This is a genomic window from Salmonella sp. SAL00670 (assembly GCF_046552235.1).
Classification (GTDB): Bacteria; Pseudomonadota; Gammaproteobacteria; order Enterobacterales; family Enterobacteriaceae; genus Salmonella; species Salmonella enterica.
In genome coordinates, this window is sequence record NZ_JBGDUO010000003.1 from 532,777 (window position 1) to 555,617 (window position 22,841).

Consider the following 22,841-nt stretch of genomic DNA (forward strand, 5'->3'; position numbering starts at 1 on the left):
TATTTGATACTATATCAAAAATATTTATTTTCGCATCGCAGAATTTAGCATTTCCAACATTTCCTCTTCTGTTTTATCATATGGCGGTTTCCATAAAGGAAAATTTTTCTCTATCCACTCATCATATTCTTCAGGAGTTAATCTGGCTTCTAACTCTTGATATAAGTATTTTCTTGTTCTGGATAGTTTATCTAATACACTGCATTGATTAAAGAATAGCAACAACGCTAATGCCATTTTGCCACTTTTATCAAACCCAGAGCCAATCTTATCTATTACAGTAACAATCTCTTCTAAAGATATCAAAACATCTTTTAGATTGTCTGTATTTTCTGAGTTATATTCTCTCATAGCTTTAGCATCTCTTATTAAATTCAGTTGTTTTCTCATCTAGTTCAATGTCACCTTTTATCTTATATTCCTCAACACCTAAGTCATTTTTCCTAAACTCCACTCGATTGGTATCCATATCAAAGTCAATATAATTTCTGGCGTGATTTTGTTTTATTTTAAATTTATCTGCCGCATCAGCCATACTTAATGGTTTCCCTTTTGCTCTAACAGCAAATACAGCATTTTGGTCACCTGCAAGTATCTTCATACTTTCTTTTATTGCCGCAAAACCTTGATTACTTGTGTAATGCCGTAAACGAATAACGTCAAGGCCAAGTGGATCGATCCAGGTCAGTGAATTAGGCGCATACTGATAAAGGTTTAACCCGCCCCTCAGCCCAATCGGATCCTGACTGACGAACCTGCCACACTCCGGTGCATAATATCTGAACAGATTGTAATGCAGCCCTGTCTCGTCGTCAAAATACTGCCCCGGCAGCCGCAGCGGCTGGTGAAAGTACGCTCCGCTGTTGCTGATGTCCGCCGCATTTTCTCCAAACCCCCTGATATACCCCGCCCATACCAGCGTTCCGTCCGCCGCCGTCACCTCCTGCGGCGTGCCCGTCACATCCGTGTGGTAATACCACACCTGCCTGCTTTCTCCCTTTCCCGTCACGCTCGCCACCGGCGTGTACGGCTGTTCCGCATCGTACAGATATGTCCGCCAGCCCTGCTGCTGCACGTTCTCCTGCAACAGCCTGAACCCCTCCCACACAAAGTCCGTCCGGCTCCGCGCCGTATGCCCCGTGTGCCGCCCGTACGTCGCCTTGCGGGTTCGCCTCCCCAGCGCATCGTAGCCGTGGTGCGTCTCCGTGTTGCCGCTGATGACCCGCGTCAGCTGCCCCTGCGCGTTCCACTCCAGTTGCTGGTCGCGCCGCGTGGTCAGCTCGCCCCACTCGTTATAACCGTAACGGTCACGACCACAGCCCGGCACCGGTTTGCGTGGATCGCCCAGTCCCGCCCTGGCGGTCTGAATACGTTCACCAATCTGCGCCAGCGCGCCGTCTTGCCCGGTAACGCGTTGCGCCAGTCGGGCAGGCAGTTCCAGCACCTGGCTGGCCTCATCTTTCACCATGCGCCCGGCAGGAATACCGGTCCAGTCGGCGACAATCGCCGCGACAACCGCCGCGCTGACTTCCGGGAACACCACCGGCGCGTCACCCTGCCACTCCCTTAGCGCCGTTTCGGCCTGTTGCAGCGTGGTTTTGTCATCAGCATCAGACTCTGCGAGACGCAGTTCCTGCAACGTATGTACCAGTTCCAGCTCCCGCTGCCAGCGGGATTCGGATGCAGTCAGTTCATTGTTGAGCGAGAAAATTCGTGCCGTCAGCGCATCGCGCCGCTCATCTGACTGAATCCCCATTTTTTCCTGCTTCTGCAACAGCGACCGTTCCATTTCCGCCGCTTTTAGCTGCTGGCGCAGGAACTGTACGCTGGCAGGCGGCGTGTGCAGCGTCAGCGCCACGCGGGCCGCGGCGGTATCCAGCAGGCTGATGGCCTTACCCGGCAATTGCCGGGCGGGAATGTAGCGGTGAGAAAGCTGTACCGCCGCACGTACCGCCTCATCCAGAATCAGTACGTTATGGTGTTTTTCCAGCGTATCCACCAGACCACGCACCATTTCCATTGCGGGGATCTCTTCCGGTTCGGCAATCTGCAACACCTGAAAACGACGGGTCAGCGCCGGATCTTTCTCAATATGGCGCTTGTATTCGCTCCAGGTGGTGGCGCCGATAGTCCGCAGGGTGCCGCGCGCCAGCGCCGGTTTCAGCAGGTTAGCGGCATCGCCCGTGCCGGATGCGCCGCCCGCGCCCACCAGAGTGTGAACTTCATCGACAAACAGAATAACCGGCTGCGGCGAGCGCCCGGCCTCTTCCAGTAACCCTTTCAGACGCGATTCAAACTCGCCTTTCATGCTGGCTCCGGCCAACAGAGCGCCAACGTCCAGCGCCAGCAGCCGTACTTCCCGCAGCGCGGGCGGCACTTCCCCCTGCGCAATCGCGAGGGCAAAACCTTCGACGACCGCCGTCTTTCCGACGCCCGCCTCACCAGTCAGTAGTGGATTATTCTGGCGACGGCGCAGCAGAATATCCGTCATGGTGCGGATTTCATGCTCACGCCCCGTCACCGGGTCGATTTTGCCGTCGCGCGCCTGTGCCGTCATGTCCTGACAGTATTTTGCCAGCGCGGATTTACCGTCCTGCACGCCGTTGGGAATCGCCTGGCTGCTTTCACCGGGAATGGCTGATGCCAGACCGGAGCCGTCGTAAGGGCGCTCCTGCGCTTCCGGCGATGTTTCGATCAACGAGGGCAGTATTTCCGTCAGTTCATCAACCGGAAGCGTGGCCAGCGGCGCGCAGATACTGCTCAGTACCCGACGCAGTTCTGGCGTGGTCAACAAGGCCAGCAGCAACCAGCCGCTGCGAATTTTGTTATCGCCGTAACGGACGCTCGCCAGCATCCATGCCTTTTCAACGCTGAGATCGATATGGTGAGAAAAATCACTAATGGCGCTGGCCCCGGCGGGCAGCATATCCAGTTGCCGGAGTAACGCTTTCTCCACATCAGAAAGAGGGATCTGGTAATGCCGAAGAACGTGGAGAATATCGTTATCGGGCTGCTGTGTTAACTGGTGCAGCCAGTGAGTCAGCTCAACCCAGGGATTAGAGCGTAGTTTGCAAAATGCCGTTGCCGATTCCAGCGACCGGAATAGTGGGCCGGCCAGTTTTCCATACAACGCACTGCGTGAAACAGGAGTTTCCATGTGTTATGCCTTGTGACATAAAAATTCATAAAAATAATGCATCAATGCACATAAATATATAAACAATTCTTTATTGATAGCCTCGAAAAAATATCGAAACAAAACAATGATACAGATCAGGGACTAATTAGCAACCAAGCCGTTAATATTAAATAATCAATGAACAGCAAGATAAAAATCGCAATTGCAGAATTAAAAGAAATAATATTTCAAAAAAGACATCTATGCATACAACAATGCATTCACGACGAAAATAATAAAAAGGGTGTCATCAATAATGACTCCCTATGAATTTAGTTAAAATTATTTATGAATTAAAACTCCCTAAACGTTTCCTCCAGAAAAATAAATACATTTAAGGGACATAATGAAACAAGACATGTGGGAATTACGGAAAATACAGTCGCAGGGTATAACGGATAACGCACAGTATCCCGCAGGGACATACATCGTATTTACTGCCGCCGCCCCCTACGTTCCGCTTTTTGAGCAACATGGGAAAGACGATATCGCGCTCAGTCTTGTTCGCCACGAAGAGGCGTGGTGGATTGTTAATCACTCGGATGAACTGTGCTGTGCCGTCAATGAGCAGGTGATGGAACCTCATCACCGTATGCGGCTGAATGATGGAGATACGATTGAATGGGGTCTGTCATCCTGGTGCCTTGCCCGCACCAATGATGAGTCCCGTCCCGATGTTTCGTTTCCTCAGTTGGTTCAGTCATCTGAATCTGTTGCTGAGTACCTGGATCTGGACTGGTTTAAACAACAACAGCTCAATCCGCAGAACCCGTTCGATATTATTCCCGTCCGGGAAACCGCATCCTCTTACACTGGCCATGAAGCGGATAGCACGCTACACCAGCTTTACCAGGAATATCAGCAGGCATTGCGGCCCTCCGGGCAGGAAAAGCCCCTCCGTGCTAAACCGTTTCCCCGAAATGAAGACGCTGTCACCCAGGATTTGACGTCGTTATACGATAAAAAGGGCGACACCGACACGTTACAGGATATGGTGGCAGGCGCGCCCGGTATTGATGCCATTCTGGATACGCTGGACACGACCGGTGAAGGTGAAATGCACTGGCTGGCGATGGAATCAATGCCCGATACCCGTAGCAGAAAGTCATAATAATCAGCACTTAACGTTAACGCATCATCCCGAGTGAACCACGCGCTGTGATTCTTCGGAAAATGCGGGAGATAAGCATATTCAGGATAATCAAGACCAATGGCGCTGCACCAGGCTTTCTGTATCCGGGTCCCCATATTATCAGCGTCAGGCTTTGTATAATCTCCCAGATAGGCATAGGCCTCTCTGTCAAACAGCAGAACCAGATGGTAGTGAGGATGTTCCCCGGTAACCCGTTCCCTGGCCCAGATATAGCCGAGTGGCACAGGCTCACCAGGCCTGCCAGAACGCTTGTGTTCTTCCCTTAACTGGCTTTTAAGGGATTCCATAGCCCGAGTAATGGCTTTCTCATCATCCTTCTGAAAGCATATCGGCAAGTCCGGCTCTCCTGGCACATGGGACTGAGCAAACCTCAGGTCAGCGCGCAGAGCGAATATCCGGTTATAGTTTTCCAGATAATTAGATATTACAGCAAGCGATCGACGAAGCATATGGCGTGATATTCTCGAATCATATTTATCTTCAGCTTCCTGCAGCAGAAATTTAAACTCTCTCTCAGCTAAATCATAAGGTGACTTCATAATAATCTCTTTTATCGAAATTCATTAGATAATGGGTAGCAAGCAGCTACCCATGCAATTAGGCATACAGGTTCCCCTGCAGGAATGTGTTACCTCTGCAGACATACAGATTTTATTATTACGTTAGCGCATACATACCGATACTTATCGTATTAGTGTAAGAGTACCTACCCACGATAAATATAGTACCTACCCACGATAAATATAGTACATATACCGACTAATCAATACGGATAATAATTCCACTCACAACAGCGAAACCCGCTACACGCCAGGGAATGCGTGGAATATAACCATCTGATATTGAATGAAAATCACGCTGAAGTTATCCTTTCAGCGGGACGCTACTGATAGCACTACCTCCCCCATGATATTCTGGTATACCTTTCAAAGCCTTGTGTTCTGTATCCAGTTCTGAAGGTGCCATTTCGGAAGCCAGGTATTTGATGTAATGCGTCCCACTTTCGTCCTCCCACAACTGGATTTTACCCTCCTCAGCAAGCTGTTCCAGAACAGGCTCAAGATCAGCTTTTTTTCTGAGTGAACGATGTATCTCTTGCATCATTTCACGCCTTAAAAAATCATAAGACCCATTTTTAACAAGATGGTTTTCAAGCCAACTGAGTACTCTTTCAGAATGGGAAGGTCCCCTGACCACATCCATTTTTACAATAAAATGATTAAGGTGCCATTCCGATATTAACAACGCAGCTTCCAGTGTTTCCAGCGTAATAACGGTTGAGTCAGGGGTGATAAACAACTGCATCACAGCAGCACTCCTAGCGGTATGTTCGCAGTACCGCGCAGCCCAGTCGTTATAATGGTACAGCTTTCCCCCCTGCTGCATCAGACGCTTTACGTCCCTGCCAACATAACGCAACCGCTTCTTTGCGTCAGGAGCAAAAGTCATACAGATTCGGGGTTGATTTTTTTTTCTGCGTTCAATCCCGGCAAGTAAATGTTTTTTCTGAATGGCATAAAACTTTTCCAGATCGGACTCATCGCCAGAAACCAGCTCATCAATATCAATCTGTCTGGTGAGTAACGTAAGATCCATGGTTAACGTACGCGCATAAATTCCCGTAGCTCGTATTGCGTTACCCAGTGATTTCAGTGTGCAGTCATGTGGCTCCGGCTGTGTCATCAACAGCATACCAAGCCGGGGATCTTTAATATCTGTGATACCCGTTGACGCACGACTGATCCGATAATCATCACCACACCATAGCGTATTATGAATTGCGATCTTACGGCGCATGATGCTTTCATACAGAGCACTTCCCTCGTCAGAGGTGATACCCAGACTGGAGTATTGCCCCAGCTCTTTCAGAAGGGCTTCCGGCGTGGGATCCGTTACCGTCAGATGCACCCTTACAGGCTTAACCGGTTCATTTCTGAGACATTCATCCAGTTCATTTCTGGCTGTCTCCACTCCCTCTTTCTGGCGTACAGCTTTCTGAAACGATTTCTTAAGGCTCTTACATTCTTCATCCCATAGCACGTGTTGCCGTTCATACTCCTTCAGTCTGACTGAAAACACCTCTGCCAGCTCACGTTCAGTCTGATGAATTTGCGCCATAATGAGCCTGTATACTGTCGTTTTTTTGCTTCCGGACCTTGCCAGTATTATGTGAAAATGCGATACAGGAACGATAATATCATCATCAATTTCAACATCATACATATCCTGGCAGGCCAGAGCCATGCTCCCCTGGAGGGTTGCAAAGATAAGCTCAACCGCCGCGCTGGTTTTGCCATATATGAAAGATATGATTTGTTGAAAAAACGTCAAAATTGCTCTGGTGTTCAGATTAACATGATGATTTTGAGTTTTTTTATGGGTAAGCTTCATTGCATAGTCTCTTTTGAGAAAAAATTAAACGCTTCTGGAGGCGATCCACTCATCAACGGAAGTGGAACGCCATCCAACGGAAGCAGCACCAAGTCTCACGGTTTTTGGAAACGTTTCGTCGTAATACCTGGATTCGGGATTTAGCTTTTCATAGATAGTTGACCGGGACAGACCGACTATCTTCGTCAGTTCTCTCATGCGCAGAATGCGCTGTTGTGGCTCTGATTGTCTGGTGTAAACAGATGACATTTTCGATTCTCCTGTTGGATGTCTCTGGCTGTGGTCGCAATTTTCCACAGGAGCTGAAATACTGTCCCCGTAAAAAAAACAAAACCAACCGCAGGGAGTGACAATGCACACTTTTGCCAGTCTGATGTACGATGTTTATCGGTCTTTTGGCTTATTCAGTAAAGGGAACAGGCGGGCTGCTATACGGGGGGCTGCGACCTTTTCCAGCCATCAGCGCTTTTTCGGTAATCGTGAGGATGAAAGACATCAGGAACAGAAACACTATGATGAAATCATCGGGGTTCTTGATGCAGAACAGGTGTTCAGCACAACTCAACGAAGGGAGATTTTTTACAAATACGAGCAACTTTATAATGCCCTGATGGCTCGCCCCGTCTTTACTGAACTGAGCCGGGAACAAATAAAAAAGCGATATGCTCTGCATATAATCCCCAGATTAATCGCACTTGACATATATAAAACGTACAAAGACGAAAACAAAAACTGTTTTTATCACCATATACACCAGTTCTTGCTGAAAGATTATTGCCCATGCTGGCAGGATAAAAAGAAAGGGGGTTTATCTGCTGTCCAGAAGTATCTGAAAAGTTTAGCAAGAAAACAAAAGTTCTCTCATACAGATTCAGAAAACCTGGCGCCTCTTTTCAAAGTAATTGAAAATATCCGCCCAGGTAATACACAGAAAAAAAGCACGCTGGAAGCATCAATTATAGACTGCATTAAGGCGTATTCTGGTATTGTTGACGATGATACGCTTAACAGCGTCAGAGTCAGTCTTGATAATATAAAAAAAGCCCATTACTCCCTGACCGTACTCCTTAATGTCGAACGAAAACTCCCTGTCATTAACATCATATCACGGTACTACAGAAACTATGTAGACAATGGAATAAAACCCGGGAATATATCAGCAATGTTATGCAGACTACTGTATGAGCCAGAACCCCATGATTTTATCCATCATGATACCATGATTAACTCAATTGCGGATTATTATCATGAGAGAGTAATAAAACCGTTCTCCCTGAATATAAACGAGGAATGTTTACAGAGTATCAGCGCATTAAAAAACATCATTTTCAACTTCAATGATAAAACCATTATCTCCGAAGTACAGTTAACTGACATCGCTGTAAAATTAAAAAAAGAACCCCATAAACAGTTTATTCAACCGTATATTGAACTCTGGAAGGTTATAGATTTAATCAGTAAAGGCGAAACAGAGGAAGCATTTGAGAAAGTCAAAACTATTTCTCTGGACGATTTACCTGCAGGATATCTGGCATCCGCTTTTTTAGTTATCCATATTGCATTACGTATAAAATTTGAGAGGAAAAACGTTAAAAATGGTGTTTTCTCATTATCTGTAACATCCATCCTGGAAAATCAGGGGATTTACACTGACTATATCCCCGTCAGTCAGGCTTATACAGAAACCCACAGTGACGACTCTGTTATAAAAAGTACTCTCCTTTCTGAATCCATTTTATCAGATGCCAACAATCTGACCATCATCCGTTCGGTAAGGATGTATAATAACATGGTCAGGAGAATAAGTGACTGGAATGACCTTGAGCTGGAAGGCATTTATCCTGAGTCTGTTTACGGGCTTCTGGATAAAGTTGACACTATCCTGGGTAAGATACTCAACATTATCTTTTCTGAAAAAATTACTTCCAGTCAAGATTTATCCTGCATCCTGAAAAATAATAAAATTCTGACCCGAGGTGAACTGAATGATAGCCTTATAGGCATACTGGTTAACTGTCCTCTTTTGGCGTGCGTACGGGACATCGAGAGTCTGATAAAATATCTTCGCTGCCCTGGGGAGGAAATAAGGAATATGATTCTTTCAGTTGATAAAAAATTGTGGGATTTGATATATGGAGCCCTGACGATTCTGGAGGAAGAAAGAAAAATACAGACTGGGAAAACACAGGGGGGTGGAAAATAATTGCATATTTTTACATATCCCCCCGGCTACAGTGGCTACGTGTAGCCACTGTAGCCGGGGGCTTACATTGAAAGTAACATTTTACTGATCAGAAAAAGCAGGTGAATCAAGGCTTATGGGTGATCGAGGTGCTCAATAATCGCACTAACTGGTAATAGGTAACGTCTAGCAGAGACGATACTTGGCCTGGATGTATGTCTTTTTATTAAAAAGAGCTTATCCATTAAGAATAGGCCCTGTAAACTCAGACATCAATCTCTAATAAGAACCAAATATAACTAATATGAATCCAAATAATTGCTAACCCAATAATACAGTTATTCCGTAGATATTATGCCAAGCAAATTTTGTAATCCTTGATAGGCAACAGGAACGTTTTCATTATCATACATAGATGTAAATATTTGTTTTGATCTCGTTGATTCAGATATCAATGAACTTGCTATTTTCAAATGTTCCACCTCAGACGAGATAAACCCTATTGGGATGCTAACCGGCTGATGTTCCAAATGGAAATGAAAAAGAACACATACAATTAAACCAGGTATAAGTAACAACTCTAATTTCCCATCCATAAGACATATATCTAGATTAAATAAATATTGAAACTGATCTCTATATTTAAATGCACGATCTTTAGCTGCATTATTCCGACCAGAGATCATTACATAAGTACCAACAGGATTGCTCTTTTTTTTATTCCTAGAATCCAACAGACGGTCAATCTTCTGAACAAACTCTCTTGCCCCGCGAGTTCTAGCCCAAAGGGATAGTTGGGGGGCAAGCCACAACCCGCTTTGAACGATAGTTTTTTCTGAAACAGGGAGGGTATCTATTTTTTCACCATCCTCACCAGATTTTAAACTAACCTCCTTATTAACTAACATTTCCTCCTGTTTTAGTATCTCATCTCCAAGCCTAGTGATAATTAAATCGGCGTTATGTTGTAGATAAAATGCTCCAAGTAATGGGGTGACACGTCTATTATCATAACAAACAATACGTGTTAAATGAACATCTTGAACATATCGACGCAAATCAAAAGCATCATTCGAAACATAACGTTCAAATAACGAATAATCAAAATAATGAATAAAATCCATAAAACTATTGTTTTGCGGACGTTCTTGTTTTGAAAGTGCATCAGTAATAGCCTCTGATATTTCAAGTCTATTATTAAAAGCTTCATTATCTATATCACGTCGAATATTAACTTGGCCATCCAAATCCAGATAAAACATACACGGCAGTGGAATGCTAAAATGCTCGCCAGCATCTACCGCACTAATCTTATAGATCTCTGCTTTATTCTTCTTACAAATACTATGAAAGTGCTCTTGAAAGGCTTGCTCTGCATATTGAATTGTTTTAGATTGCCTCTCAATATTTCGTGCTGCTAACTCCACTAATGAATTTACACGTTTCAATCTGTTGGGGCGTCCTGCTGGACTAAAACTTATTAGATCAAAAATAACTTCAGAACTCCATTCTTGGATTTTAAAGAACCGAGGTAGATGATCTGAGCTATCTTGAAAACGAGTTAATGCATAAGAAGTTAGCTCTAACAGCTCATCTTCATTCCATTTAATGAGGCGTTCGTTAAGTAATGTCTGAATTATTGCATCAGTTTCTTTTTTTGTGAATCCAAAAAAATCCTGAATTTGTACAGGACTCAATGTACCACAAACATAAGCGATGCGAAGCGCGAACTCAGTAACAACGGGCAATGCCTCCTCAGCACTTATTGAGCATTCGATAGCGAAACTTTGTGCAGGAATTGCAAAAGTAATTTCATCAACAGCTAATATTTCTCTTAGTTTTTTTCTTCCAATGTAATCATTTCTGTCCCTCCTCAATGGCTAATGCCTGAACCAAATTGAAGTTATTCCCATCACGATGTGTTTCAATGTGGTTTAATACACGGCCTAACGCTGAAGTTTGATGCCTCTCACGCCACATACGAGCAGCCCCAATGATTACTAATCTATCCATTGCACGCGAAATCGCCACATTTATTCGCTCCGAGCTGCTAAGGAACCCTTGAATACACTGATTATTATTGCGCGTCGTTGCAACGATAATGATCCGATTTTCCTTACCTTGATAACTATCAACTGTATCAATTTTAATAAGATGTCTATAACCAGTAGCCCAATCTTGTTCGCTAAGTAAACGTTGCAATAGGCGTTCTTGATTTGCATACATGCAAATTACACCAATTGGTTTTTCCTCATCTGAAGTTTCATCAATTAAATATTTGATGAATGATTCTGCTGTACATATTGAACGCAGCGTATCAATAATTTCTCTAGCTTCATAAGGATTGTCAAATCCAGGATGTTTTGCTCTTTCATAAGATTCTCCCCCAGCATCGGAAGTATCAACCCAAGTAATAATAGAACTTAATCTTTTAGGTAATTGATTAAACCAAGGTTCTGGATTTCCACGTCCAGGCTCTAACGGTTTGGGATAAAAACAAGCTGAAACCATTTCACCTATTGGTGGGCCATTCTATATTGAGTACGTAATGTTGCTCCGACTTGTTTACCATAATCTGATTCGAAAGCACGTTCAAAATCACTACGTGTTAGTACCGCGCGATCAGAGTAATTTAGTTCTATCGATATTTTTCGCACCACTGGTTCAGGATACAAAGGTGGCAATTGACGATGATCGCCGACCAGTAACACCCTGCGACCCGACTGAATTGCTATAGCCAATTCGCCAGGTGTCGCACGAGCAGCTTCGTCGACTATCACCCAATCATAGCGATTTTTTGCTACACCAAATTGTGAGCGTCCTAGACCCACACAAGTCCCACATACAAGTGATCGGGTCTTCGCAAGAAATTCTTCAAATATTGATTTTTTTGTCGGAATCAGAACGCTGAAAAATTGGCGGTAATATTAACACTAATCAACGACTTCAGCGATCCTAAAACAGGAAAGTACAGGTTATTACCAGCATGTTTGCAGCTCGATTCCCTCGATCAGTATCATCAGACAATCCCAAATAATTTCAGATAGATATCATCAAAGTGAATCCCCCGCCTCTTTAACCGGAGTGCGGGGATTTTTATTTTTTCACGCTGAGAACCCTGTATGACTAAACCTCACGGCCTTCAGGCCCTGGAACAACCGCTGTCGGCGCTTCCCGATACGCTTCGTCAGCTTATTCTTGAACGTATTCAGAACCTCACCCACTACGAGCCGGTGATTGGCATCATGGGCAAGAGCGGTGCGGGTAAGTCTTCGCTCTGTAATGAACTCTTCCGGGGTGAGGTCTCCCCCATCAGTGATGTGAACGCCTGTACCCGTGACGTGCTGCGCTTCCGGTTGCGCAGCGGTCGTCACAGTCTGATGATTGTTGATTTACCGGGTGTGGGAGAAAACGGGCTGCGGGACCAGGAATACCGTGCCCTGTACCGGCGTATGCTGCCGGAGCTGGACCTGGTGCTGTGGGTCATTAAAGCCGACGACCGGGCGCTGTCAGTAGACGAGCAGTTCTGGCATGGGGTGATGCAACCTTACCAGCAGCAGGTGCTGTTTGTGCTGAACCAGGCTGACAAAATCGAACCCTGCCACGAATGGGATATCCGCACCAGTACCCCCTCGCCACAGCAGCAGACTAACCTGAAGGCGAAACAGGCCGCCATTACCACGATATTCACTCCCCGTCATCCGGTCTGCATGGTGTCAGCGTTGACCGGTTGGGGCGTGGAAGCGATGGTGGCAACCATGATGCGCTGTCTGCCGGACCATGCCACCAGCCCGGTGGCGACACAACTGCACGGGAGGCTCTGCACCGGGCCGGTCAGGTCACAGGCCCGTGATAGCTTCGGTGAGGCCGTGGGGCGGGTGTTCGATACGGCAGAATCATCGTCGTTTCTGCCTGCGCCGCTGAAGACTGTGATACGTACCGTGCGTGATGCGGTGGTGTCCGTGGCCCGCGCGGTATGGGACTGGATTTTCTTCTGAATGAGTAAAAGGTCATCAGGACTGTAGTGAATGACTCTGTTTATTCACCGCCTGGTAGATGATTATTTCCAGGCAGACATAACCTGTCCTGACCAGCAAAAGATACCACCAGTCGTAAGCGCGTCACCACTGCCGACGTTGCATCCACACAGTCTTCTTGCACCAGGCGTTTCGCTACGTATGACGGACACAACCCGTCAGTCCCATCCTTTACAGTAATACCATCTTAATTAACCAGTTATTAAACACGGAGATAATGCATGTCTCAGGCTGAGCGTCGTTATGACCGCTTGTCTGTCCGGCTATCGCTGATTATCAGCCGTCTGCTCGCGGGTGAAACGCTGAATATGCGCAAACTGGCCGCTGAGTTTGGCGTGTCGGTTCGCACCCTGCATCGTGATTTCCGCGAGCGTCTGATTTACCTCGACATCGAGTATCAGGATGGCTGCTGCCGTCTGCTGACCGGGGGCCGTCAGGAGATTCGGGAGGAGGCAGCAATGCAGTTCGCCCGTCAGTCAGGCACTGGCACATTGTTTCCTGATATGGACCACCATCTGGTCAGTTCGTTGCTGAGTAGCCAGGATTCCTCGCCATGCCTTATCTGGCATCAGGGGGCAACCATACCACTTTCCCGACCGGGCATCTTCACACGACTGGTCAGGGCGGTATCAGAACACCAGAAGGTAACCCTGCTTACTGACGGGAGTCGTTGTGACAGCCTTGCCCCATATCGGCTGATTTTCAGCACCGGTGAGTGGTTTCTGGCGGGAGAACATCTCGGCCGGATAACCGTTTTTGCGCTGCACACCGTTCACTCCGTGACGTTTCACCCGGAAACCTTCACACCAGACGGACATTTCACCCGCATTCTGTCCCGCCCGGACTTTTTACAGGCGTTACCTCATTTTCATATTTTACATTCACTGCTCGCTGACGACAGTTACGGGCAACTTACCCATAAGGAACAGGTATGAAATTATTCACCACGGCGGCGCTGGCCGCCAGCCTCTGCATTACCTCTGTGCCTCCGGTCCTCGCAGATGACATCATGGGCTCCGTCAGGTCCTGGCAGTACATGCAGGCCGACGGCTGGAAATCGGCCGACGGTACGGATAACAACACACTGCATAACGCCCTTTATCAGGCTGATGTAATAGGCAATTATCCCTGGACGAAACAGTTTCTGCTGCGTATTCGTGGCGGCGGTGCCTATTACCTTGCCGACAAGAAAACGCACACGGTACGCAGGCTAAATCTGAAACCGGCCAGCGGCTACACCTCTGACCTGACTTCGGTGTACCAGGGCGAAGACCAGGGGAAAGGCTGTTATTTCACCATTATCGATACGCAATATCAACTGGAGCTGGCCGAAGAACCTCACAGCAATCAGGTGCTGGCCGCCTTCCCGGAAAATTGCGTCAACAAAAAACAACAGGCGGCCCTGGCGGCCAGAAGCTCTGAAGCCGACAGGAAACTGCAGCAATGGGTGGCGCAGCAGAGCCTGGCAGAATTATGTCGTCGTACAGGCAACTGCTGAACCCGCTGAAAAACAACCATAACAGGGAGTTTTACCATGAATATATTCAATACGCGTCTGACGACCTTTCTGGTGGTTATCGGCACTCTGCTGGCATCCGGCTGCGACAGCAAGGAAGATGCTGGCGTGAAGGCGATTGCCCGGTTTAAGGACCTGACTCCGCCGCCGTTCAGCGACGTGGTGTCTCACAAATCCGATGTCGTGCAGGAATGGGTAAAAAAGGATGCCTTCGGCACACCGCTATACACGGTAATGAAAACCCGCCAGTCGCCGGAAGGCTGTGAGTCCGGTAATTATTACTACATTGCTGATATGCAGCAGAAAACGGTGCAGCCGCTGATAGCCGCCCTGTGTCTCGCGGGCAATATTACTCTGAGCTTCCGGATCGAGACTGACAGCTATACGGGTGAAAAATCGGTGGTGTATTCGCACGATGGCAAGGAAATGGGGAAACTCTATCTGCCGGATAACCAGGAGAACCATCCATGAAGAAGCTGAAAGGTGTTATCTCTGCTGCAGTCCTGAGTCTGTATTTGCTGACACCGGCCCATGCTGATGGCGGTTTTCAGGGTGCCATCAAAGGCGGCATTCCGGCCTACACCCGCGATATGCAGCATAACAAACCCTTCTGGTGTAACCAGTACAAACTGGAGAGAAAGATGTGTGAAGTGGTTTCGCAATCGGAAAACGGGCGCGTTGCCATTGTCAGAATGGTCCCCACCGACTGGAAATGCCCCAACGGTATCTGGGGGGTGGTTGACCGTTCTAATGGTGACGCCATGGAGTTGATTCCGACGGCGAAAATGTCCCTGGAGCAGTACTGCAGCAAGGCATTCAGTGCAGGTTTTGTCAAACCACAGAACAGGAAATCACTGGCCGACGTCGTGATGTACTACAACGGCAAGCCAGTCGGTTCTTTCGAATACATTGAAGAGTGAACTCCCTGCCTCAGGGAGAAGCCTCCCATATTCATTTAACACATTAAAAATAAAGGAAAAGAATGAACAGGCATTATGAGAAAAATGGCGTGCGTCACGACAATGTGACCGAAGCCGACATAACCGAACGTATTCAGCGCGGGGAGCTGAATGCCTCAACGCTGGTATGGCAACAGGGCATGACGGAATGGCAGCCGCTGTCAGCCACGCCGCTGGCAGATGTCCTGAAACAATGTGCGGTTCCCCCCGCGCTGCCCGGCAATCGTATCCCCGGAAGCGTGGTCTGGACGCTGGCCTTTGCGCCCCTGATTGGGTATGCCCTGGAGATGTGGACGGCCGGGCTGAGCGGAATGGAATTTGAAGAGGCGTATGCCGCCGTGACGGAGGGGCAATACTGGTTTATCACACTGATACTGAATATTGCGCTGGGGTATCTGGATGAACGACGGCTCCGTAAATCCGGCGTTGATACCGCTGCCTTTGGCTGGCTGGCCTGGCTGGTTCCGTTTTATCTGTGGCGCAGGGCTAAAGCCCTCGGTCAGAAACCGGCTTATTTCTGGGTCTGGTTGGTTATGTTAATACTGGTGTTATTAACTGCCTGATATTCTTTATCACAGAGTTTACTAAATAATCAGGTCATTAGTGTAATTAACAAGTAAATGATGTAAATCGCCTTGGAGCAGCTGTGTCTTATTTGATTCAGAGGACAGTCAAAGTCACAATATAAAATATTCCCCCGTTGAAGTGCATACTTCGGGCATGTGTTTAATAAACAGGCCGGACTTTAATTTCGGCCTCTCGGGGGGGAGTTATAAGTGTTGCGGAAACAGGGGGCTTATATTTTTATTTAACATCAGAAACACTGGAGTATTTATCATGAAAAATATTATCACCATTTTAATGGTTGCAGTTATCAGTTTCTTTACCGGTAATGTATCTGCAAACACGGCTGTACCTTTACCGCACAACCTTACTGACGTCACTGACGGTACGGAGTTCTGGTGTCAGGGGACCGATACCACTGATGGAAGATGTAAATACCTGGGTACATCCAAAGACATGCAATACGGTCTGGTACACGCTATGGGCGGTACGGCGTGTTGGGATGGTTTCTACGGCGTGATTAACTTTTACACCGGCAAAGCTCAGACCATCAAATACAACGACAATCAAAGTTGTGAAGGCGATATCAAAGCCAGTTTCGTTACGCTGAAAAACGGTAAACTGGGCGTTAAACTTTACGACAACACAATTCACGAAGTTGTCGGACTTGACCAAATTAAAATCTAAGGAATAAATCATGCGCCTGATCTGTGTGTTATTAATTTATTAATATTAGTAATTAATACAGCGCCTGCCATGATGACAGGCGCTTTTTACTATAAAGTAACAGATATGCCAGACTGTACATCACTTTTATTGCCTGAAGGCGAAGGCCCTTTCTCACGCACGCAGGCGATTGCCGTCACAACAGCTTACCGCAATGTGTTTATTGAAGATGACCAGGGCACACATTTCCGGCTGGTCATACGCGACAGTTATAATCAGTTGCTCTGGTGGGCATGGAATTTTGAAGCCCGTGCCTGGTACTGGCTGAACCGCTATCTGCTCAGCCACGGAATACCCCGACACTGACTCACCGCTGCTCACCCCACCAGCAACCACGCCAACAGGCCATGTTCCCACAGGAGCATGGCTTTTTGTTTATGCAGTTAAATCAACCCACGAAGGAAATTAACAATGCGCTTAGCCAGCCGCTTTGGACGGATTAACCAGATACGCCGCGACCGTCCCTTAACCCGTGAAGAATTAATACAGGTGGTCCCCAGCGTTTTTGGTGAGGACAAACATGCGTCCCGCAGTGAACGCTACACCTGCATACCGACCATCACCATCCTGGAAAACCTTCAACGGGAAGGGTTCCAGCCGTTCTTCGCTTGTCAGTCACGGGTTCGTGACCCTGCTCGTCGGGAATATACGAAGCACATGCTCCGCCTGCGTCGCACCGGTCAGATACACGGTCAGCAGGTGCCGGAAATCATCATCCTGAATTCGCACAGTGGTGAGTCCAGTTTTCAGTTATTGCCGGGAATTTTCCGCAGCGTATGCACGAATTCGCTCGTCTGCGGGCAGTCCTTTGGCGAAATCAGAGTTCCGCACCGGGGCGATGTCGTTAACAAGGTCATTGAGGGAGCCTACGACGTACTCAGCGTCTTTGACCGGATGGAAGAGAAGCGCGACGCCATGCAGTCACTTTTATTACCGCCACTGGCACAGCATGCACTGGCGAATGCTGCCCTGACGTACCGTTTTGGTGAAGAGCATCAGCCGGTGACGGCAACGCAGATACTGACACCCCGACGTTATGAAGACCGCAGTGATGACCTGTGGACAACGTACCAGCGTATCCAGGAGAACCTGCTGAAAGGCGGGCTTCCGGGACGTACTGCGAAGGGCAAACGCAGCCATACCCGAGCCGTTAACGGCATTGACGGGGACATCAGGCTAAACCGTGCCCTGTGGGTGATGGCGGAACAGATGCAGCAGGCGCTGAGTTGATGCGCCATGTTCCTGCTGATGCCCGTCAGGCCAGAATATATCCGGTATCCCTGGCGAACCAGCCAGGCTGCCGTTCCATATCCGACGACGACCTCTGTGCCTGGTGTTCTCACCTCTGTTACCGGCCCGGTGAGCTCAGCCTGTGTCGGCTGTTCATTACTGATGGTACCTGGCCCGCACGGTCTGGCGCTGACGGCTATGCACAGTCCTGCCCGGCATTCCACCTGAACCAGAATACTCACCCCGGCAAATAAGACGAAAAGCTTGTTCTCCTGCCCCCCGATATTGCCAGTAACAACATCCGAAAGTCACCCCACTCCGCTTATTCACCGACAGACACCCCGGGCCATGCTCTTCCCGTGCATGGCCTTTTCATTTATCTCAGCGTAATCAGGAGGTTCCCCATGGGACTCGATTTATATTTCATTAAACGTCCGGCCGAAACCACGGCAGACACCACCCGCCGGGAGCAGGACGAGGCCGTCGGGTATTACCGCAAGTTCAACGCTCTGCTCAACTGGATTGATGCCAACGCCGGGGAGGTGGAGAACTGTACTGATGTCCCCCTGACCCGCCAGGACCTGGAAAAACTCCGGGCCACTCTTGACCGCCTCACGCCGGAAAACTGCCACGACCTGTTCCCGACCACCGAAGGGTTCTTCTTCGGCTCGCAGGAGTACGACGACAGTTACTGGTCTGACGTGGAAAACCTGAAACAGTTTGTACAGCAACAGCTGGCGTCGTTTGATTTCAGCACCCACCGCCTGTGTTTCCACGCCTGGTGGTGACGTCCCCGTAGATCCCCTTCAGTTCAGCCGGTTCCGGATATCCCCGAACCGGTTATATTTCAGTCTGTTAAGGAAACCATAATGACCACAGCAATTAACCCTGAACTTATCCCTGCGCCTGATGAAACCCTCATCACCGCCACGCCCGTACCGGATGAGGACCGCCCTGACTTCTGGCCCCGCCACTTCCGGGGCGTTCCGCAGTGGATATTACTGGAGCCCCGTATCTTCGCCTGGACGGACCGCCTGTGCGCGGACTACAGCGGCGGTATCTGGCAGTTTTACACGCTGAGCAACGGTGGCGCATTTATGGCCCCGGAGGCGGATGACGGGGACGACACCTGGTCACTGTTCAACGCCATGAACGGCAACAGCGCGGACATGAGCCCTGAGGCGGTCGGGATCACCGCCTGCCTGCTGGAGTACAGCCACCATGCCTGCCGTACCGGCAGCGACCTGATGACCGCGCATTACCTCCACCTGCGGGATCATACCCTTAACCATCCTGAATGCAGCGCCATCATGCATATCACCGACTGAGGATACCGACATGAGACAACAGTTACCGCTGTTTGCCGCCACATTACCGGCATCCGCACAACAAATCATCCGGGAAGCCTTAACCCTGCTGGAGAGCCAGTTACGCGAACCCGGGGCGGCATTTACCTCCAGCCATGCTGTCCGGGACTGGCTACGCCTGCAACTCTCCGCGCCAGAGCGGGAAGAATTTGTTGCGCTCTTCCTCGATAACCAGCATCGCCTTATTGCTCACGAAACGCTCTTCAGCGGCACTATCAACCATACTCAGGTCCATCCCCGCGAAGTGGTGAAATCCGGTCTGAAACATAACGCCGCCGCTGTCATTGTGGCGCATTGTCATCCGTCGGGGCTTGCCGATCCCAGCCTGGCGGACCGTCAGATAACAGAGCGGCTCAGACAGGCCCTGGACCTGGTGGATATCCGTCTGCTGGATCACCTGGTGGTTGGCGGCATGGAGATTGTCTCGTTCGCTGAACGCGGCTGGCTTTAAAAAGGTAATGACACCATGAGAAACGATGAAACGCAGGTTATACCCGCTGATATTTTCAGTGGCGTGACCGTTCTTCGTCTGGAGAACGGGGATGAAACGGTTTATGTACACGGTCTCTTCCTGGAGTGTGCTGATATCGCGCAGGGCGACAAACCTCTCACGGATATTGCAGCACGCCTCGCCGGGCTCCTGAAGATACCGTTCAGACAGATAACGCTACCTGTCCCGGAGGATGAGGAGTGGTGCTGGAATGATATTGTTGATGCCCTGCTGAAAAACACCAGCTCAGGCGGGACTGCCGTATGAAAATTATCAGCAAACGCCGGGCAATGGCGATATACCGCCGGCACCCGCAGTCCCGTCTGTTTCGCTTCTGTACCGGGAAATATCCGTGGTCCGGCAGCGTCTGTCACTGGTACGACCGGGACGTACAGGATATCAGTGGCGTACTGGCCGTGTACGCTGAACGACGCCGGGACCGCCACGGCCCGTACACCCGCCTGATGTGCGTCACCCTGAATTAACCCACGGAGGAAAACCGATGTCAGATAACCCCGACCGCAAACAACCGGATAATCATTCAGTCCCCTGCATCCGGGGCCGTCTGCTGCAGGACGGCTGTCTGTTCCGTTTACAGACCAGCAGGGACGATATCAGGGCGGCATTCACGGAGGAGGAGGCCCGCTGGCTGGAGCAGGCCTTCCCGCTGATATTACAGCAGATGGTCACGATGGCGTCCCCCGGCTCACCGGAGGCACAGACGCCGCATGTCTTTCACCACAACGGGCTGACCTGTGAATCAGAACCCGGTCCACAGGGCGCTGTCAGCCTGATGATTTACCCGAAATCTGATGAATCCCCCTTGTCAGAGGAACCCTTAAATGACGAAGACCACAACCACCGTACATGACCTCACGTCTCCCTGGTGGGGACTCCGCCGCAATGTGTCACCATGTTTTGGCGCACGGCTGGTTCAGGAGGGCAACCGCCTGCATTACCTGGCTGACCGCGCCGGCATTACCGGACAGTTCAGCGACGCGGATTTACGTCACCTGGACCAGGCCTTTCCGGTACTGCTGAAACAACTGGAGCTGATGTTACTTTCCGGTGAGCTTAATCCCCGCCATCAGCACTGCGTCACCCTGTACGCAAAGGGACTGGTATGCGAGGCCGACTCACTCGGGTCGTGCGGCTACATTTATCTCGCCATTTACCCCGGAGAACCGCCTGAAACCGGAGGTATGGCACGATGAGCCGGGTCATTTCCACCACGGTGTATCTGTCTGATGAACTCTCAGAGTCAGCCCGCAAGAAGGCCCGCGCCTGGTACTGCGAAGGGGGGCTGGAGTATGAGTGGTACGACGCTGTTTATGAGGATTTCACCCTGATTTGCAACATCCTGGGCGTGAGACTCAAAACACGTATCTTCACCACCACCGGCGGCAGATCCTACGAAAAAGCCTGTATCTGGTTTTCCGGTTTCTGCTGTCAGGGGGACGGAGCCTGCTTTGAGGGGCTGTACCACTATCAGCCCGGTGCCGCACAACACATCAGAAAGCATGCGCCTCAGGACGAAGCGCTTCACCGTATTGCTGATGAGCTGCAGGCAATCCAGCAGCGTAACCTCTGGCAGCTTCAGGCTGATATTCAGCATCAGGGGCGCTATTACCATGAATACAGTATGCACATTACTGTTGAGCGGGACTCCCCCACCGGTCAGGAAGCCACCGATGACGCAGACGGTGTCCTGGGTGACGCGTTACGCGATCTGGCCCGCTGGTTATATCAGCAACTTGAAACGCAATACGACTGGCTGACCTCACCGGAGGCCGTGGATGAGGCGCTTATCGCCGGCGGTTACACCTTCACCGAAACCGGCCAGCGCTTCGGTTAAACTTTTTCGTCACTCCCTTCCGGTTCATTTCTTACCTTCCACCAACAGAGAACACATTATGCAGATTTTACCCTCACTCCCGCCCGGGGCGACTTCGTCACACCCCACGCCTGTCGGCATCTGGCAGACCCTGCTGTCGCATCTGCTGCAACAACACTACGGTCTGATGCTGAACGACACCCCGTTTGCTAACGACGGCGTCATTGAGCAGCATATCAACGCCGGCATCTCCCTGTGCGATGCGCTGAACGGTATTGTTGAAAAATATGACCTGGTCCGGACCGACCGCCCGGGATTCAGTATTGCAGTGCAGTCTCCGTTCATTACCCGTATCGATATTCTCCGCGCCAGAAAAGCCTGTGGCCTGATGAAACGTCGTGGCTACCGGGCCGTTACCGACATCACCACCGGCAGATACAGCGGGGTGGCACGATGAAGCTGTCCATGACCGTGGAAGCCGATACAATCAACGTCCGGGCCCTTAATGGGGGCCGGATCGTCGTGGATATCGACGGTATTGAACTCGCCAGCCTGATCGATGTGGTCTGTGATAACGGATATTCACTTCGCGTTGCTGACGAGCCCGGAAAGCTGATTGTTGAAGATCCGCTTCCGCCCGTCGCCCGCGTTAACGGCATTCAGTGCAGCACCGCACATATCACGGAGAAAGACAATGCTCTGCTGTTTACCCTTTCACACCAGTATGAAGACTTTGGCGAGTCGGAGTGGATTTTGTATACCGGCTCCGGCTCCTTACTCCACCTGGAGGCATGGTCATTTCCGGTTCTGCGGCTTAAACGGCTGGGGCTGTCGAAAGCCTGTCGACGGTTAGTGGTGACGCTGATACGCCGTTACGCCGCTGGTATTCTCCACCTGGATGCTTTCGGCGAACTCCTGCCAGGCTTTGCCACCTTCGACTGGTAACCCACTTCCCCACTGAGGTAAACACATGCCATTAACCACTGAAGAAGGGCTGCAGATCCTGATCTGCTGGCTGCAGGACAATATCGACTGTGGTACAGAGATCATCTTCGATAACGACGATACTCTCACCGGTTCAGCAGCACTCCTGCCCTCTGTTGAACAGGCCCTGAACGAGGTCCGGATGATACACTACCTCCGGCTTTTACTTTCTCCGCAGTAACACCACCTTACTGACACTCGCATAAGCGCCGGTCCTCACAGACCGGCGT

30 protein-coding genes and 1 pseudogene are annotated in these 22,841 nt (G+C 49.5%); 23 read left to right on the plus strand and 8 right to left on the minus strand.

Annotated features, from left to right (window positions below; all coding sequences use genetic code 11):
* Positions 1–24 precede the first annotated feature (24 nt).
* Together ACLJRS_RS13725 and ACLJRS_RS13730 are read right to left on the minus strand one after the other, a co-directional pair.
* On the minus strand, positions 25–390 hold the full coding sequence (locus ACLJRS_RS13725; RefSeq protein WP_001231281.1) for a hypothetical protein: 366 nt from the start codon (positions 388–390) through the stop codon (positions 25–27).
* A complete protein-coding gene (locus ACLJRS_RS13730) occupies positions 356–3,157 on the minus strand; it encodes an RHS repeat-associated core domain-containing protein (protein ID WP_000449788.1) in 2,802 nt (933 codons plus the stop codon). The genes ACLJRS_RS13725 and ACLJRS_RS13730 overlap by 35 nt, the downstream gene beginning before the upstream one ends.
* 367 nt (positions 3,158–3,524) lie before the next feature.
* On the opposite strand from ACLJRS_RS13730, the gene tagK reads away from it, so the two are divergent.
* Positions 3,525–4,289, plus strand: a complete 765-nt coding sequence (gene tagK / locus ACLJRS_RS13735; RefSeq protein WP_000806693.1) for a type VI secretion system-associated protein TagK — start codon at positions 3,525–3,527, stop codon at positions 4,287–4,289.
* Positions 4,290–4,324: 35 nt separating this feature from the next.
* On the opposite strand, the pseudogene ACLJRS_RS13740 reads toward tagK, so the two are convergent.
* The 3 genes and pseudogenes from ACLJRS_RS13740 to ACLJRS_RS13750 form a co-directional block, all read right to left on the minus strand.
* A pseudogene (locus ACLJRS_RS13740) lies at positions 4,325–4,870 on the minus strand (inovirus Gp2 family protein); the annotation flags it as partial.
* A gap of 325 nt (positions 4,871–5,195) precedes the next feature.
* Positions 5,196–6,722 (minus strand): YfjI family protein, encoded by a 1,527-nt coding sequence (locus ACLJRS_RS13745; RefSeq protein WP_000778658.1) that lies wholly within the window; start codon positions 6,720–6,722, stop codon positions 5,196–5,198.
* A gap of 24 nt (positions 6,723–6,746) precedes the next feature.
* On the minus strand, positions 6,747–6,971 hold the full coding sequence (locus ACLJRS_RS13750; protein WP_001673759.1) for a helix-turn-helix transcriptional regulator: 225 nt from the start codon (positions 6,969–6,971) through the stop codon (positions 6,747–6,749).
* Between the two features lie 103 nt (positions 6,972–7,074).
* Between ACLJRS_RS13750 and ACLJRS_RS13755 the strand changes: the two genes are divergently transcribed.
* Positions 7,075–8,925, plus strand: a complete 1,851-nt coding sequence (locus tag ACLJRS_RS13755) for a hypothetical protein (RefSeq protein WP_000556732.1) — start codon at positions 7,075–7,077, stop codon at positions 8,923–8,925.
* A 317-nt stretch (positions 8,926–9,242) separates the two neighbouring features.
* Here ACLJRS_RS13755 and ACLJRS_RS13760 read toward each other — a convergent pair whose 3' ends face one another.
* Genes ACLJRS_RS13760 through ACLJRS_RS13770 form a run of 3 tightly spaced genes read right to left on the minus strand, consistent with a single transcriptional unit; the run spans position 9,243 to position 11,807 of the window.
* A complete protein-coding gene (locus ACLJRS_RS13760) occupies positions 9,243–10,781 on the minus strand; it encodes a hypothetical protein (protein ID WP_410957831.1) in 1,539 nt (512 codons plus the stop codon).
* Positions 10,762–11,424 (minus strand): C-terminal helicase domain-containing protein, encoded by a 663-nt coding sequence (locus tag ACLJRS_RS13765; protein WP_277752259.1) that lies wholly within the window; start codon positions 11,422–11,424, stop codon positions 10,762–10,764. The genes ACLJRS_RS13760 and ACLJRS_RS13765 overlap by 20 nt, the downstream gene beginning before the upstream one ends.
* Positions 11,421–11,807 carry an AAA domain-containing protein gene (locus ACLJRS_RS13770; protein WP_077906470.1) on the minus strand — a complete coding sequence of 129 codons (387 nt, stop codon included), beginning with the start codon at positions 11,805–11,807 and terminating at the stop codon, positions 11,421–11,423. Before ACLJRS_RS13770 ends, ACLJRS_RS13765 begins: the two co-directional genes overlap by 4 nt.
* Before the next feature lie 219 nt (positions 11,808–12,026).
* Here ACLJRS_RS13770 and ACLJRS_RS13775 point away from each other — a divergent pair, with 219 nt between their 5' ends.
* The 21 genes from ACLJRS_RS13775 to ACLJRS_RS13875 all read left to right on the plus strand — a co-directional run bounded on the left by ACLJRS_RS13775 (position 12,027) and on the right by ACLJRS_RS13875 (position 22,792).
* The gene (locus tag ACLJRS_RS13775) at positions 12,027–12,902 is read left to right on the plus strand and encodes a GTPase family protein (RefSeq protein WP_000165430.1); all 876 of its coding nucleotides are present in this window, start codon (positions 12,027–12,029) and stop codon (positions 12,900–12,902) included.
* A 260-nt stretch (positions 12,903–13,162) separates the two neighbouring features.
* Positions 13,163–13,876 carry a WYL domain-containing protein gene (locus ACLJRS_RS13780; protein WP_000075762.1) on the plus strand — a complete coding sequence of 238 codons (714 nt, stop codon included), beginning with the start codon at positions 13,163–13,165 and terminating at the stop codon, positions 13,874–13,876.
* Positions 13,873–14,439 carry a hypothetical protein gene (locus ACLJRS_RS13785; protein WP_000765650.1) on the plus strand — a complete coding sequence of 189 codons (567 nt, stop codon included), beginning with the start codon at positions 13,873–13,875 and terminating at the stop codon, positions 14,437–14,439. The genes ACLJRS_RS13780 and ACLJRS_RS13785 overlap by 4 nt, the downstream gene beginning before the upstream one ends.
* Positions 14,440–14,475: 36 nt before the next feature.
* The gene (locus ACLJRS_RS13790) at positions 14,476–14,928 is read left to right on the plus strand and encodes a YfjS/YafY family lipoprotein (protein WP_001020194.1); all 453 of its coding nucleotides are present in this window, start codon (positions 14,476–14,478) and stop codon (positions 14,926–14,928) included.
* The gene (locus ACLJRS_RS13795; RefSeq protein ID WP_000734135.1) at positions 14,925–15,377 is read left to right on the plus strand and encodes a hypothetical protein; all 453 of its coding nucleotides are present in this window, start codon (positions 14,925–14,927) and stop codon (positions 15,375–15,377) included. Before ACLJRS_RS13790 ends, ACLJRS_RS13795 begins: the two co-directional genes overlap by 4 nt.
* Before the next feature lie 62 nt (positions 15,378–15,439).
* Complete coding sequence (locus ACLJRS_RS13800; protein WP_001079432.1) at positions 15,440–15,979, plus strand: DUF4339 domain-containing protein; 540 nt, start codon at positions 15,440–15,442, stop codon at positions 15,977–15,979.
* Between the two features lie 274 nt (positions 15,980–16,253).
* Positions 16,254–16,667, plus strand: coding sequence for a hypothetical protein (locus ACLJRS_RS13805; RefSeq protein ID WP_000789537.1), 414 nt, complete (start codon positions 16,254–16,256; stop codon positions 16,665–16,667).
* Positions 16,668–16,772: 105 nt separating this feature from the next.
* The gene (locus tag ACLJRS_RS13810; RefSeq protein WP_001112363.1) at positions 16,773–17,012 is read left to right on the plus strand and encodes a DUF905 family protein; all 240 of its coding nucleotides are present in this window, start codon (positions 16,773–16,775) and stop codon (positions 17,010–17,012) included.
* Between the two features lie 105 nt (positions 17,013–17,117).
* A complete protein-coding gene (locus tag ACLJRS_RS13815) occupies positions 17,118–17,936 on the plus strand; it encodes a DUF932 domain-containing protein (protein ID WP_001234415.1) in 819 nt (272 codons plus the stop codon).
* A 6-nt stretch (positions 17,937–17,942) separates the two neighbouring features.
* The gene (locus tag ACLJRS_RS13820) at positions 17,943–18,164 is read left to right on the plus strand and encodes a hypothetical protein (RefSeq protein ID WP_001537491.1); all 222 of its coding nucleotides are present in this window, start codon (positions 17,943–17,945) and stop codon (positions 18,162–18,164) included.
* Between the two features lie 176 nt (positions 18,165–18,340).
* Entirely contained in the window at positions 18,341–18,724 is a 384-nt protein-coding gene (locus tag ACLJRS_RS13825; RefSeq protein WP_000522007.1) for a hypothetical protein, read from the plus strand.
* Between the two features lie 81 nt (positions 18,725–18,805).
* Positions 18,806–19,264 (plus strand): antirestriction protein, encoded by a 459-nt coding sequence (locus ACLJRS_RS13830; RefSeq protein ID WP_000205294.1) that lies wholly within the window; start codon positions 18,806–18,808, stop codon positions 19,262–19,264.
* Between the two features lie 10 nt (positions 19,265–19,274).
* Complete coding sequence (gene radC / locus ACLJRS_RS13835) at positions 19,275–19,754, plus strand: RadC family protein (RefSeq protein ID WP_001249724.1); 480 nt, start codon at positions 19,275–19,277, stop codon at positions 19,752–19,754.
* Between the two features lie 15 nt (positions 19,755–19,769).
* Complete coding sequence (locus ACLJRS_RS13840; protein ID WP_410957832.1) at positions 19,770–20,060, plus strand: hypothetical protein; 291 nt, start codon at positions 19,770–19,772, stop codon at positions 20,058–20,060.
* Complete coding sequence (locus tag ACLJRS_RS13845; protein ID WP_000691989.1) at positions 20,057–20,278, plus strand: DUF987 family protein; 222 nt, start codon at positions 20,057–20,059, stop codon at positions 20,276–20,278. Before ACLJRS_RS13840 ends, ACLJRS_RS13845 begins: the two co-directional genes overlap by 4 nt.
* A gap of 17 nt (positions 20,279–20,295) precedes the next feature.
* Entirely contained in the window at positions 20,296–20,664 is a 369-nt protein-coding gene (locus ACLJRS_RS13850) for a type IV toxin-antitoxin system YeeU family antitoxin (protein WP_001282841.1), read from the plus strand.
* A complete protein-coding gene (locus tag ACLJRS_RS13855; RefSeq protein ID WP_000169463.1) occupies positions 20,636–21,007 on the plus strand; it encodes a type IV toxin-antitoxin system YeeU family antitoxin in 372 nt (123 codons plus the stop codon). The genes ACLJRS_RS13850 and ACLJRS_RS13855 overlap by 29 nt, the downstream gene beginning before the upstream one ends.
* Complete coding sequence (locus ACLJRS_RS13860; RefSeq protein WP_000091992.1) at positions 21,004–21,648, plus strand: hypothetical protein; 645 nt, start codon at positions 21,004–21,006, stop codon at positions 21,646–21,648. Before ACLJRS_RS13855 ends, ACLJRS_RS13860 begins: the two co-directional genes overlap by 4 nt.
* Before the next feature lie 58 nt (positions 21,649–21,706).
* Complete coding sequence (locus ACLJRS_RS13865; protein WP_001166553.1) at positions 21,707–22,084, plus strand: TA system toxin CbtA family protein; 378 nt, start codon at positions 21,707–21,709, stop codon at positions 22,082–22,084.
* Entirely contained in the window at positions 22,081–22,572 is a 492-nt protein-coding gene (locus ACLJRS_RS13870; RefSeq protein ID WP_000777707.1) for a DUF5983 family protein, read from the plus strand. The genes ACLJRS_RS13865 and ACLJRS_RS13870 overlap by 4 nt, the downstream gene beginning before the upstream one ends.
* Positions 22,573–22,597: 25 nt before the next feature.
* Complete coding sequence (locus ACLJRS_RS13875; RefSeq protein WP_001537473.1) at positions 22,598–22,792, plus strand: DUF957 domain-containing protein; 195 nt, start codon at positions 22,598–22,600, stop codon at positions 22,790–22,792.
* The last annotated feature ends 49 nt before the right edge of the window (positions 22,793–22,841 follow it).